Source organism: Alkalihalobacillus trypoxylicola, assembly GCF_001590785.1.
GTDB lineage: Bacteria > Bacillota > Bacilli > Bacillales > Bacillaceae_D > Alkalihalobacillus > Alkalihalobacillus trypoxylicola.
In genome coordinates this window covers 225,872-239,247 of sequence record NZ_LTAO01000023.1, presented here as the reverse complement: position 1 = coordinate 239,247, position 13,376 = coordinate 225,872, and the positions used below count along the sequence as shown (strand labels likewise).

The window sequence follows — 13,376 nt, the reverse complement described above, 5'->3', positions numbered from 1 at the left end:
TGAGGAAAAGTAAATCCTTTTATTCGATGTATGAAAGGGTACATCCAATGGAGAACCTTTTTAAGAGAATGAGGTGCATTTCAAGGTGGTATCGGAGGGTTTTATAGGATGAAACATTCAATTTACGGTTTAACGATTGAGCAATTAACAGAATGGTTATTAGAGCGTGGACATAAACGCTTTAGAGCACAGCAAGTTTGGGACTGGTTATACCGAAAGCGTGTGACTGATTTTTCTCAGATGACAAATGTGAACAAAGATTGCTTACAATTATTAGAAGACAACTTTGCCTTTGAAACAATGGGAGTCCATCTCCAGCAGGAATCAAAGGATGGAACCATTAAATTTTTATTAAAGCTACAAGACGGGAATTTAATCGAAACCGTTTTAATGAAACATAAATATGGACTTTCTGTATGTGTGACGACTCAGGTTGGTTGTAATATAGGCTGTAGCTTTTGTGCCAGCGGATTATTACGCAAAAACCGCGATTTGACTAGTGGAGAAATCGTAGAACAAATTATGAAGGTGCAGCTTCACCTTGATACTCGTGAAAATGATGAAAGAGTTAGTCATATTGTAGTAATGGGAATCGGTGAGCCATTTGACAATTTTGACCATATGGTCGATTTTCTTGAAATTGTTAAGGACCAAAAGGGTCTTGCAATTGGTGCGAGACATATTACCGTTTCAACAAGTGGAATCGTACCGAAAATTTATGATTTTGCTGATTTAAAATTACAAGTTAATTTAGCTATTTCATTACATGCACCAAATAATGAGCTTAGAACACAAATTATGAAGGTAAATCGAGCTTTTCCAATTGAGAAGTTAATGGACGCAGTTGACTATTATTTAGAGCAATCTAATCGTCGTATTACCTTTGAATATATATTGCTAAAGGGAGTTAATGATCAAAAAGAGCATGCTTTAGAATTAGCTTCTTTAATTGGGAGTCATCGTCGAAAATTAACTTATATTAATCTTATCCCATATAATCCTGTTGATGAGCATGGCCAATATCAAAGAAGTGATAACGAAGATATCCGTATTTTCTTCGATACGCTAAAGAAAAAAGGTCTAAACTGTGGAGTTCGTCTAGAACATGGTACCGATATTGATGCAGCATGTGGTCAACTGCGCAGTAAGCAGATTAAAAAGGATAAAGTAAAAGCATAGCTTTAAGATTGTGGAGTAAAAGCCAATGGGACGGCGCCAAACTACCTTTTTTAAAAAGTGGATTTCGGCATGGCCACTTCCTCCCGCTGGAGTCTTCATGCTTTGTGTCCGCTAGATTTCGTCTTCCATAAAGAATATACCCGTTTAACAGAACCCTCCTTCTTTTTACAAGAAGGAGGGTTCATTGTTCGTTATTAGTGTTTGCATCCTTCACATTTCTTTTCAAGTTTATCTACATGTGTTGTTTAAACCGTTTTGCCATAGCCTCTTAGCTTTTTATATATAATGAAAGGTGCTTATGGTGAGAAGCATTCAGGTGCTTGAGAACTGTTACATTAGAGTGGATTCATGATTTTAATGGGTTGGTACTTTACATAGAGTTGGTATAGCCTTATTACTTTGCTTCATAAATGGTCATTTTCACTTAATGATTGGCTAACTTCCTATTCATTTGAGGTTGTGGTAGCCTTTTATTTATGAGCTATAAGCTAATGATAGGAAAATAGAAAGGAAGTTTTTATGGATAAACATATTGGATTTATTGGTAGTGGTAATATGGCAAAGGCGATAATTGGTGGTTTATTAGAATCTAACTTTATAAAGCGTGAGCATATATATGCATCGAATCGCTCTAAAGGTAAGCTAGAGAGCTTAGGAAATGAGTATGGCATTCAAGTTTCAGAGAGCAATTCCCACGTTGCAGAAAATGTTGATATCGTATTTCTTTCTGTAACACCAGATCAATACCCAACTGTCATTGAGGAAGTTCGAGACCGTATTAAGCAAGATGCTATTATCGTTTTAATAGCTGGTGGTCAATCTATTGAGCAAAATGAATCAAGATTTATGAAAGAGGTAAAAATGGTGAAGGCTATGCCTAATACACCTGTATTAGTAAAGGAAGGGTTAACGACTCTATCTTTTAATGGATTGATGACAGATACAGACCGTCAATTTATTGTTGATTTATTTAATAAAGTTGGTAAGACAGAAGTGATTGATGAAAAATTAATGGATATAGCTAGTGCAGTTGGCGGATCTTCTCCTGCCTTTATTTATATGTATATCGAAGCTTTAGCAGATGCAGCCGTTTTATACGGAATACCACGTGAGCAAGCATATGCTATTACTGCACAGGCGGTGCTAGGCTCTGCAAAAATGGTATTAGAAACAAACACACACCCTGCACAATTAAAGGACGAGGTTTGTTCTCCAGGTGGAACGACTATTCAATCCATGGCTGCTCTAGAAAAGAATGGATTTCGTTCAGCGATTATAGAAGCTGTTCATGCGAATATGGCAAAATTAACAGAAAAATAAATGGTTTATTAATTAAGTCTGCCTTTTTTAGGGTAGGCTTTTGTTTGGAGCATTATGGTACTCTTTTAAACTTCTAATATCAAATAATGAATACCTCGGTTAAAATAGAAGAGGTCGGAGGAGTGACCATCAAACTTTGAAAATAACTAGAGTCAATTCCATAATTGCTTTAAAGTTGAATAAAACAGACCATTCATTATAAAAATGTCTTGAATGTTTGCGAAATCACTCGTTGATTGTAACGGTAGGTAGTGACTCCCAAAGGATGAGCGCCGTTTGAAGATCCACTCTGACGACGCTCTGCGTAGTCGGAGTTAGCTGAAGACAAGCCCTTGGGAAAGCATCTACCTAAAGTGGAAATCAAAAACCTAACCGCTCGGTATTCATTAAAAGATAGGAAGGATGAAATTAGTTCAACTATCAATAAATACTAATCATTTTAATGGAATAGGTCTGGACATAATAAAAAGGGGCTTTATATAAAATATGAATATGAATCAAATTATTTTAGCTATATTATCATTATTTATTATAATAGGCGCCATAGATTACCTTTTAGGGAACAAATTTGGTTTTGGAGAGCGATTTAAAGAAGGGATGATGGCAATGGGCCCTTTGGGGCTTGTCATTATTGGGATTGTCTCGCTAGCTCCGGTTATCGCTAACCTATTACTACCTATTGTTACACCTGTATATCAGATGATTGGGGCGGATCCGGCAACTTTCGCCAATACCATTTTAGCTTTAGATATGGGAGGTTTCGCTTTAGCTGAACAAATGGCGTTGAGTGAGGAAGCGGCTCTATTTGCCTGGGTTTTGCTTGGAACGATGTTAGGGCCAACGATTTCCTTTACGATTCCGGTCGCACTCGGTTTAGTTAAAAGAGAAAATCATCCTTTTTTAGCTAAAGGCATTATGATTGGATTAAGCACGATTCCGTTAGGGTGTTTAATCGGTGGATTAATAGCTGGTTTTTCTTTAAATTTATTATTAAAAAACTTAATAATACCGAGCTTGTTATCTTTATTCATTGTAATCGGATTACTATTTTTCATGAATGGGTTAATGAAAATCTTTCAATTAATCGGCAAATTTGTTTCTTTGATAGCGATTGTTGGGTTAGTCGCCATCAGTGTAGAAACTTTAACTGGATTAGTGATAATTCCAGGTCTAGCTCCTATAACAGATGGAATTCAAATAGTTGGAATGATTGCTATAGTATTAATGGGAGCCTTTCCCCTCGTTACGTTTATGACAAAGGTATTAAAGAGGCCTTTAAACCGAGTAGGAGAATCAATAGGTTTAGATTCAAGCTCGACTGCAGGAATTATCGCTTCACTTGCGCATATTATTCCTATGTTCTCTTTACTAGATGACATGAATGAACGAGGCAAGATCGTTAATATTGCCTTTGCAGTAAGTGGAGCGTTTGTCTTAGGTGGACATCTTGGCTTCGTTGCAGGAGTTAATCAAGAAATGGTAACAGCAATGGTGATAGGCAAATTAACGGGTGGTGCGTCTGCCGTTCTATTAGCTCTTACTCTAACGAGGGATAAAACGAAAAGAAATGCATGGAGAAGTTAAATGATAAAACACCTTTAGCAGCGGATGGTTAATCATAACCCAAATCCTACTGAAGGTGTTTTTTTGATTGAATCAGGTATATTTATTTTCTTCTTCTTAAAAGGAAAAAAATCAGAAAAAACAAGATGAGGGCGGCTAAGGCTATATAAACGATATTAGAGTATAAAGACATATATTGTACGATGGCTCCCCAGGATTCTCCCACTACAGAACCGATTGTTACTAAAACTGTGTTCCAAATAAGGGAGCCTAGTGTGGTCAAAACGACGAACAAGCCGAAATTCATTTTCGTCATACCAGCAGGGATTGATATCAAGCTTCTAATTAAAGGGACAAGTCGGCAAAAGAATACGGTCCAAGGTCCATATCGCTCAAACCAATTATAAGCCCGGTGAAAATCTTTTTTATTTAAACGAATGAAATGACCGTAACGATTTATCAATCTTTCGATTCGATGTAATCCTAATAAAGAGCCAATGTAATATAGAATAATAGCACCTGCAACAGAGCCAATAGTAGCAAAGGCAATCACGCCAATTACAGACATTCTTGAATAAGTAGTCATAAATCCTCCGAAAGTCAAAATAACTTCTGAAGGAATGGGAGGAAACAGGTTTTCTAAAGCAATCAATAACATAATACCGACATATCCGAACTGTTCCATCATATTGACGATCCAATTTTCCATTCTAAATTTTGCTCCTTTTATCGATTCATCACGTCTAATAAGATATTACTTGTCTTTATTCAATAATATATACGTGCATGTACAAAATTACATGAGTACTTATTTCTATTTTTTATGCTTGACATTATGCACGAATGGATATATGGTTAACTATATAAGCAACTAACCTAAAAACTGGATGGTAAAGAAGAGGTGTGAAATGGAGGGAGGACTGTTTAAAGAAATTATTTAATCTTATATATATGAACTTGAACAAGTAGCATGAATCGGTATTGACGTTTATTTTGAAAAATCTAAAAAAACAAAAAATTCGACTGCTTTTATAGATCGACATATAGTAAAGTTAATTTAGTTAGTAATTAGGATTAATTACATTTTTAGAATATTTGTGGATGGGGACTAAAAATAATAGGGTATGAGAGGTGTGAAGAAATGATTGAATTGAAAAATGTTAGTAAAAAGTATGGCTCGATCTCTGCACTAAAGAATATAAATTTAACCATTCCTTCTGGTGTCTGTTTCGGCTTAGTTGGGCCAAATGGAGCTGGTAAGTCCACTTTAATGAAAATATTAGCCAATATTATTAAAGAATACGAAGGAAAGATTAACATTAATTCTAATAAAACATTTTCAATGGGCTACACTCCACAGGATATATGTTTAGAAGAGACCATTACAGCTTCCGCAAATTTAAAGTTTTATGGAATGGTATATGGTTTGAAAGGTAAGAAACTAAGTGAAAGGCAAGAGATTATCTTTAAAGATATGGGTCTTACTGAAAGGAAAACTTCGAAAGTAAAGACTTACTCTGGTGGTATGAAAAGAAGACTTAACATAGGGTGTGCGCTTATACACGAGCCGGAAATTGTTATCTTAGATGAGCCTACTGTAGGAGTTGATCCCCAGTCAAGGCGACATATTTTTGAGCTCATTAAGAAATTAAAAAAGCAGGGAAAAACCATTATCTATACAAGTCATTATATGGAAGAAATCGAAAGCCTATGTGATCAAGTAGCTTTTATTGATAAGGGTGAAATTATTGAACAAGGTACCATCAATGAGCTTCTGCATCGCTACTCACAGCCAGGAATTTATATTAAAGGAGACATCCCTGAACTATTGTTACAAGGAGAAAGCAAGGTAGAAAAGGATGGAGGCTGGGTCATCCAAACAGATACACCTTTAGAGACATTAGCCAAATTTGCAAATCAATGTACGAAAAAAGAGATAGTTCCTAGTCAGTTATCGCTTGTCCAGCCACGACTAGAGGATGTATTTTTTACTTTAACTGGTACTGAATTAAGAGATAATCAATCTGCATAAGGGGGTAGAACAAGATGTGGGCTGTTGCCATATTAGAAACAAAGAAACAACTACAGGATAAATCATTAGTATTTTGGAATGTTATATTACCTGTTGTGTTTGTAGTAGGATTTATGATGATATTCAGCAATGATGCTCCAGATACAGTGGCCGTTGCCAACCAAATTATTACGGGGTTTAGTGTGTTTTTTGCCGTTTTTACAATTATATCGATTGTCATAACCTTTGTGAAGGATAAGGATAGTGGTTTTGTTGCCAGAATGGCTAGTACTCCTTTAACTGTATCAGGTTATTTTATCGGAAAAATATTTCCTTTCGTTTTTATCATTGTAGCTCAGCTTGTATTTTTATCGTTATTAGGCTTCGTTATTTATGATGTCCGTATCGACCAAATCTTTTTATATTATTTTATTACTCTCTGTTTAGCCTTTATGGTTTCTTCTTGGGGATTAGGAATATCCGTTTTCTCGAAAACGGAGAATACAGGAATTGTCTTAACACAAGTCATTGCCTTTGTAGGTGCTATATTAGGGGGACTATGGATGCCTTTTGAAATCTTACCTGATATTATTCAAACGATCGGTAAATTCTTCCCTCAATATTGGACTCATCAGGCCTTATTATTTGCTGTATCTGAAACGGAGTCTGTCAATCTATGGATAGCTTTCTTAGTGATTGCTATATATACCATTATTGGACTCGGAATTGCTTTATTAGGGTATCGCCAATTTTTACGTAAATCAATCCGTTAATACGGACGGTTCCTTATAAAATCGAAAAGCTTTATCTAATACCCCTTTTTAGAAAATATTTAGCTAACGTAATCATATAAATGAGTGAATTTCATCATTGCTCTATAAGTGAATGAAACCGAACGTATCTTATAAAATATATTTTGACTGTTTGTGAATTCCCTGGATGATTGAAACGGTAGGTAGTGACTCCCAAAGGATCCACTCTGACGACGCTCTGCGTAGTCAGAGTTAGCTGAAGACAAGCCCTTGGGAAAGCATCTAACCTGAAGTGAAAATCAGACCTAATCATTCGGTTTTTATTAAAAGATATGAATGATGAAATTGATTTAAATATAACAAAATATGATATGCTTTTAACTAGCAAAAATATTTTTTAAAGATAAAAGGGGCTTTGTTAATGGACATTAAAGACAAAACAGAATCATTTAATCGTTCATTTGAATCATTAGAAGAGTTTGTTGATGTAATCAGTGAACAATTACAATGTCCGGTCACAATAGAAGATGCTAATCATGACTTATTAGCTTACAGTACTCATGATAAACAAACGGATGAAGCTCGTATTTCAACCATTATTGGTCGTAGAGTACCAGAAAAGGTCATTAACCGACTTTGGAAGGAAGGAATTATACCAAAGCTTCATCAGAGCGAAGAACCCTTAATTATCTCGAGTATACCAAGCATTGGCCTAGGAAATCGTGCTGCTATTGCTATAAGAAAAAACCAAGAGGTTCTAGGATACATCTGGTTATTAGAGGGTGAGCAAAAGCTAAATCAAGCAAGTGTAGACTTGCTAAAAATAGTAGCCGAGAAGGCCAAAAATCAATTATTAAAGCAAAATATACAAAGAAAGAAGAAGGAGCAAAATCATCAAGAGTTTCTATGGCAATTAATAACCGGTCATCTCGAAGACCATAGAGAAATCACATCAAAGCTCTATAGACTAGGTCTACCTACTTCTAAGTCGCTCGCTATTTTATTGTTTTCCTTTAATAATTTAGATACAGAGCTATCCACAAAATTATTATATGTAGCGAAAACCACTCAAAAATTACAAAGTCTCATCCAAACAATTGATGATAATCATCTAATCGTTTTGGTCGCAACAGAAAATCAAGGAAGCTCGAACCATATATTAAGAACCTTTGTTCAAACGTTTAAGCAACAAATTTCTGAACGGTTTTCTATGAAAAACGTAGTGACAGGAATAGGGTATGCCTATGAGGATTTTAAGCTTATTAAAAATAGCTATGAAGAGGCTTTAAGAGTGGTTCAATTAAAGAAATTATATCGAGATGAGCTAATGAATAGCGAATATATGCATGAATTAGGGGTTTTTAAGTATATCGATATTTTAAAGAAAGCAGAGGCTATACACGGTGTAGAAAAGAGCGCAGTCATTGAGCAGTTAAAGGATTATGATCGGAAAAATCAAACGAATCTAGTAGAAACGCTAGAAGTGATATTAAATAAAGATGGAAATGTAAATGAAGCCGCAAAGAAATTACACTGCCATGTGAATACGCTTAACTATCGTATGAAGAGAATTCAAGAGATTACCGGGATATCACTTAAAGACCCTGTTCAAAAATTAGGATTATATCTAGATTTGAAGTTATTAAATAAAAGTAATGAGTTGTGATATTTCACAACTCATTGCTTTTTTATTTTACAGCGTGCACAATGCCAGCATTTATATAGATGCTTATACTATTAATATAGTTAATTTTAAGCCGTTTTAGGAGGTTCGTTTATGATTATAGGAATACCTAAGGAGATAAAAAATAGTGAAAATAGGGTGGCTATTACTCCAGCAGGAGTTTTGTTGTTACACAATAATGGTCATAATGTATTCATTGAAAAAGGGGCAGGCATTGGTAGTGGATTTGAAGATGTAGATTATGTAGAAGCTGGAGCTACTATTCTTTCACAAGCAAGTGAGGTTTGGGCTTCTTCAGAAATGATTATTAAAGTCAAAGAGCCCTTAAAAGATGAGTACCGATTTTTCCGTAAAGGATTAATTTTATTCACTTACCTACATCTAGCAGCGGAACCAGAGCTAGCAAAAGCATTACTAGAAAATGAAGTGATTAGCATTGCTTATGAAACGGTGGAAGTCAATCGCACACTTCCTTTATTAACTCCGATGAGTGAAGTGGCAGGTCGTATGGCTTCTCAAGTGGGCGCACAATTTTTAGAAAAACCAAAAGGTGGTAAAGGGATTTTACTTTCGGGAATTCCAGGTGTAAAGCGTGGGAAGGTGACCATTATAGGTGGAGGTGTTGTAGGTACAAATGCAGCGAAGGTTGCTATTGGCCTTGGTGCAGATGTCACCATGATTGATTTAAGTGCGGAGCGTCTCCGTTATTTGGATGATATTTTTGGAAATAACATCAGCACGTTAATGTCAAATCCTATGAACATTGCAAATGCAGTTAAGGAATCTGATTTAGTAATTGGAGCGGTATTAATTCCAGGAGCTAAAGCTCCACAGTTAGTGACTGAGGAAATGGTTAAAACCATGTCACCGGGCTCGGTTATAGTAGATGTAGCCATCGATCAAGGAGGGATTATCGAAACTGCTAATGAAATAACGACTCATGAAAGTCCTACTTATGTAAAACACGGAGTGGTTCATTATGCAGTTGCCAATATGCCAGGGGCCGTAGCAAGAACCTCTACGCTTGGATTGACTAATGTCACCATTCCTTATGCTTTAGAAATTGCAAATAAGGGAGTAAAAAAAGCGCTAAAAGAAAATCAAGGTTTATCTTTAGGGTTAAATACTGCAAATGGGGAAGTCACCTATCCAGCTGTTGCACGTGATTTAGGTTATGATTTAGTAGAAATAGAAACAGCACTTAATAAATAGTAAAGCTAAAACGATGGCCTCAAAATTCAAAGGAGTTTTGGGGCTTTTTAATGGTAAAAAACAAATAAATTGACTGTAATCGATCAATGTATGCTATTTTAAGAAAAGAGAAGAGGAAACAAAGATATCTATGTAGGAATTATAGGCAAATAAGTTTAAACTTCAGATTATGCTAGTTAAGGAGGATTTATTGTGAATCATGCAAAAATATTATTAGTTCTATCGGCTATTTTTGGTTTAATTGGTGTATTTTTAGGAGCGCATATGGCAGGAGCAGGTTCTTATGCGATTCGGCCCGTACATGCCCATATTTTAGTTGTAGGTTGGTTAACTCTTTTTTCATGGAGTATTTATTACAAGGTATATCAGCCTAAGAGAAAGCGTTTATCCGATTGGCAAACAATCACCGCTGTCATCGGCTCTATTGGTTTAACGCTAGGCATGTGGTTATATATGGTTCAACCCTTTCCACTGCCACAAACCTTTACTTTAATCTTTTATATAGTAGGTGGAATGGCATTAGTTCTTAGCTACTTTATCTTTCTAATCATGGTGCTCATTGAAGATACGAAAAAGGAAAGTAAAGAAGCATCAATGAAACGAGCTTCTACTAATAAATAAAGTGCAGACATTATTTAAAAAGAACTTAAACATTGAGTTAAGAATGATTGACTTTTAGGGTACAAGCTTCAGTCTCCTCTTTGGAGACGACAAGGCCCAGTTCCTCAAGAGTTCCTAAAATAAAAAGACGAGCATTCCTCTTTTAGTAATGCTCGTCTTTTGTAAGTGATGATCGGTAATGTAGCTATTTTCTCAACGTACGTATAGTTCATTCTAATCGTTTACTTCATCATTCCTTTTAGGAAGACCTGAGCAAAATCTTTAAATAATTTAATTCTTTCTTTTTCGTCCCTTAAATAGAAACAAATATCCAATCCCGTAAAGGCGGCGGAAGCCATTTCACTTTTTTCGTCGATTTCTTCTATAGTCCATTCCTTGTTAAGAACACCTTCCTCCAGTATCTTATGATAATAATGAACAAATCGTTGCTCAAGCTCTTCTATTTTTTCTTTAATTAAATCCGAGTCGTGTTCTTTAGCATAAAATTCCGCTAAAGCCATTTGCATCGGGTATTGTGCTTGAGTAGAGCCAGAAAATTCAGCTAAACGAATAAATTTATCATAAGCAGTTGAACACTCTTTTTCATACTTGGTCCATAGGCTAGCCCAACGATCCTCCTCTTTCTCTAATATATCTAAGAATAAATGCTCCTTGTTAGTGAAATGATAGTACAGATTACCTTTACTTGTATTCGCTGCCTTCACAATGTCACCCATAGAAGTAGCTGTATACCCTTTTTTTATAAATAATTCACGAGCGCTAGCTAGAATAGTCTCTTTCATCTATCAAACTCCTTTCTTTTTCTTCTTGACAATCTCTTAATTTCTATTATATATTATATCACAGACCGACTGGTCGGTCTAATTAAGAGAGGTGAAAGTAATGCAACAAAATCATTTATTAAAAAATAGAACATTCGTGTTACTTCTTATAGCTGGAGTATTTGCTGTAGTGGGATTTAGTATGTTCTTAACAACCGTTTCTTGGTATGCGATTAGTGAATTAGGAAGTCCTAGTGCAGTAGGAATTATATTAATGACAGCCACAGTTCCTCGTCTTCTAACAATGGTTTTTGGTGGGATTGTAGCTGATAAATATAAAAAGACAACGATAATGTTTATTACGAACTTTATGCAGGCCGTTTTATTACTTGTACTATTTTTATTAATGGCCAACCAAATGTTAGAATTTTTTATGCTACTTATTATTGCAGGATTGTTTGGTGTTTTAGATGCGTTTTTTGGACCGACTAGCTCATCTTTAATACCCAAAATCGTTCCGAAGGAGTTATTACAAAAGGCGAATGCAATTTTTCAAGGAGCTGATCAAATTTCGTTCGTGATTGGTCCTATTTTGGCAGGCTTATTAATGGAGTATTATTCGATTTCAGGAAGCTTTTTTGTCGCGATGATTTTAGTCTTTATATCAGCTGTATTTGTTTTTCCACCATTAATAAAAGAAAAAGATGATGATAAAGAGAAGGTTGCTCAGAGTCCGTGGAAGGATTTGAGTGAAGGTGTAAAATATGTAAGAAGCTCTTCGTTCTTATTAACAGGAATTTTAGTATTAATTATCTTAAATTTCTTTGTCTTTGGAAGCTTACACATTGCGATTCCGTTATTAGTTGATATGTTTAATGGGTCACCCTTAAATTTAAGTTTTATGGAGGCTAGCTTAGGGATTGGTATGCTTTGTGGAAGTACTATATTAAGTTTTTACACGATTAAAACGAGAAGAGGAGCGACCACTATATACGGTTTGCTGGTAACATTAATTCTATTTTTAATCTTTAGTTCTATCGGATCTTTGAGTTTCCTTACTATGGTCATCTTCTTTATTGGATTTTCGATGGTATTTGTTTATGTACCATTTTTTACAGTGGCACAAGAGCAAACGGATATAAGAATTATGGGACGAGTCATGAGTTTAATCTTTCTAGCGATGAATGGATTTGACCCAATTTCCTACGGAATTGTAACTGGACTTGTCTCTATCGGCATTTCTATTCAAACGGTCTTATTTGCTTTTGGACTGATTGGGTTAGCTTTTACGTTGGTTATTTTTATAAAAGCAAAAGCGTTTAAGCAAGTTTAAACACATTTAAAATAAGGCGCATTCTTTGCATTTGTTTTTTGTATACTAGATAATAGATAGTAACTCGTGTTTTTATAGTGAGTTTAAAAAGGGGGTTTTAAAAGTGAAAGTAGAAATTTGGTCTGATGTTGCATGTCCCTTCTGTTATATAGGAGAAAGAAAATTTGAAGAAGCATTAAAGGATTTCTCAGACAGAGATCAGGTCGAGATAGAATTTAAAAGCTTTCAGCTAGATCCAAACGCCAAAAAGAATACGGACCTTTCCATGGATCAAGTTTTGGCGAAAAAATATAGAGTATCAGAAGAACAAGCAAAAAATATGAATGCACAAGTAGCTGATACGGCGAAAATGGTTGGTTTATCTTTTCAAATGGATAAAATTAAACCTACTAACACGTTAGATGCGCATCGTCTCAGTCATTATGCTAAAGAAAAAGGTAAGATGAAAGAAATGATGGAGAGGCTTTTAAAAGCTTACTTTACGGAAGGTCTAAATGTAGGAGACCACGAAACATTAGTCAGTCTTGCAGAGGAAGTTGGCTTTCAAGGAGAAGACGTTCTAAGCTTCCTAAGAGGAAATCAATACGCTGATGTTGTAATCGCTGAGCAACAAGAGGGTTCAGGATTAGGAGTGCAGGGAGTACCTTTCTTTGTTTTTGACCGTAAATATGCTGTCTCAGGTGCTCAGGACCCTAAAGCTTTTCTAGAGGTTCTTGAAAAGGTGAAGAGTGAGCAAGAACCTAAACTCACTGTATTAAGTGATAAAGAAGAGGGAAATGCATGCTCGGACGGTCATTGTAATATATAAGGTTGATTCAAAAAAAATACAAGATATGAACGAGTGGCTATCGAGCTGCTCGTTTTTTTTTGATTGAAAATGTATCTACAACTTTTTGTTAGACCTATATATAGGTAGGGATGAGGATATGCTTTTGGTTAC

General features: G+C 35.5%; 12 protein-coding genes. 10 read left to right on the top strand and 2 right to left on the bottom strand.

The window, feature by feature from the left end; genetic code table 11:
* Nucleotides 1-108 precede the first annotated feature (108 nt).
* From rlmN to eutH, 3 genes are all read left to right on the top strand, one after another.
* The gene (gene rlmN, locus AZF04_RS13725) at nucleotides 109-1,179 is read left to right on the top strand and encodes a dual-specificity RNA methyltransferase RlmN (protein WP_061949210.1); all 1,071 of its coding nucleotides are present in this window, start codon (nucleotides 109-111) and stop codon (nucleotides 1,177-1,179) included.
* A gap of 519 nt (nucleotides 1,180-1,698) precedes the next feature.
* Entirely contained in the window at nucleotides 1,699-2,499 is an 801-nt protein-coding gene (gene proC, locus AZF04_RS13720) for a pyrroline-5-carboxylate reductase (protein ID WP_061949209.1), read from the top strand.
* 486 nt (nucleotides 2,500-2,985) lie between these two features.
* Nucleotides 2,986-4,083 carry an ethanolamine utilization protein EutH gene (eutH, locus tag AZF04_RS13715; RefSeq protein WP_061949208.1) on the top strand — a complete coding sequence of 366 codons (1,098 nt, stop codon included), beginning with the start codon at nucleotides 2,986-2,988 and terminating at the stop codon, nucleotides 4,081-4,083.
* A gap of 82 nt (nucleotides 4,084-4,165) precedes the next feature.
* On the opposite strand, the gene AZF04_RS13710 is transcribed toward eutH, so the two are convergent.
* Nucleotides 4,166-4,771 carry a DedA family protein gene (locus AZF04_RS13710; RefSeq protein ID WP_061949207.1) on the bottom strand — a complete coding sequence of 202 codons (606 nt, stop codon included), beginning with the start codon at nucleotides 4,769-4,771 and terminating at the stop codon, nucleotides 4,166-4,168.
* A 432-nt stretch (nucleotides 4,772-5,203) separates the two neighbouring features.
* On the opposite strand from AZF04_RS13710, the gene AZF04_RS13705 reads away from it, so the two are divergent.
* The 5 genes from AZF04_RS13705 (at nucleotide 5,204) to AZF04_RS13685 (ending at nucleotide 10,342) form a co-directional block, all read left to right on the top strand.
* Nucleotides 5,204-6,094, top strand: coding sequence for an ABC transporter ATP-binding protein (locus AZF04_RS13705; RefSeq protein WP_061949206.1), 891 nt, complete (start codon nucleotides 5,204-5,206; stop codon nucleotides 6,092-6,094).
* Between the two features lie 14 nt (nucleotides 6,095-6,108).
* Nucleotides 6,109-6,846, top strand: coding sequence for an ABC transporter permease (locus AZF04_RS13700; RefSeq protein ID WP_061949205.1), 738 nt, complete (start codon nucleotides 6,109-6,111; stop codon nucleotides 6,844-6,846).
* Between the two features lie 400 nt (nucleotides 6,847-7,246).
* The gene (locus tag AZF04_RS13695; RefSeq protein WP_061949204.1) at nucleotides 7,247-8,491 is read left to right on the top strand and encodes a PucR family transcriptional regulator; all 1,245 of its coding nucleotides are present in this window, start codon (nucleotides 7,247-7,249) and stop codon (nucleotides 8,489-8,491) included.
* Nucleotides 8,492-8,602: 111 nt separating this feature from the next.
* Nucleotides 8,603-9,721, top strand: a complete 1,119-nt coding sequence (gene ald, locus AZF04_RS13690) for an alanine dehydrogenase (protein ID WP_061949203.1) — start codon at nucleotides 8,603-8,605, stop codon at nucleotides 9,719-9,721.
* A gap of 192 nt (nucleotides 9,722-9,913) precedes the next feature.
* A complete protein-coding gene (locus tag AZF04_RS13685; RefSeq protein ID WP_061949202.1) occupies nucleotides 9,914-10,342 on the top strand; it encodes a hypothetical protein in 429 nt (142 codons plus the stop codon).
* A 221-nt stretch (nucleotides 10,343-10,563) separates the two neighbouring features.
* Here the strand turns inward: AZF04_RS13685 and AZF04_RS13680 are convergent, their stop codons facing one another.
* A complete protein-coding gene (locus AZF04_RS13680; protein WP_061949201.1) occupies nucleotides 10,564-11,124 on the bottom strand; it encodes a TetR/AcrR family transcriptional regulator in 561 nt (186 codons plus the stop codon).
* Nucleotides 11,125-11,224: 100 nt separating this feature from the next.
* On the opposite strand from AZF04_RS13680, the gene AZF04_RS13675 reads away from it, so the two are divergent.
* Together AZF04_RS13675 and AZF04_RS13670 are read left to right on the top strand one after the other, a co-directional pair.
* Nucleotides 11,225-12,436: an MFS transporter gene (locus AZF04_RS13675; RefSeq protein WP_061949200.1), complete on the top strand. Its 1,212-nt coding sequence runs from the start codon at nucleotides 11,225-11,227 to the stop codon at nucleotides 12,434-12,436.
* Between the two features lie 103 nt (nucleotides 12,437-12,539).
* Nucleotides 12,540-13,244, top strand: a complete 705-nt coding sequence (locus AZF04_RS13670) for a DsbA family oxidoreductase (RefSeq protein WP_061949199.1) — start codon at nucleotides 12,540-12,542, stop codon at nucleotides 13,242-13,244.
* Nucleotides 13,245-13,376 lie beyond the last annotated feature (132 nt).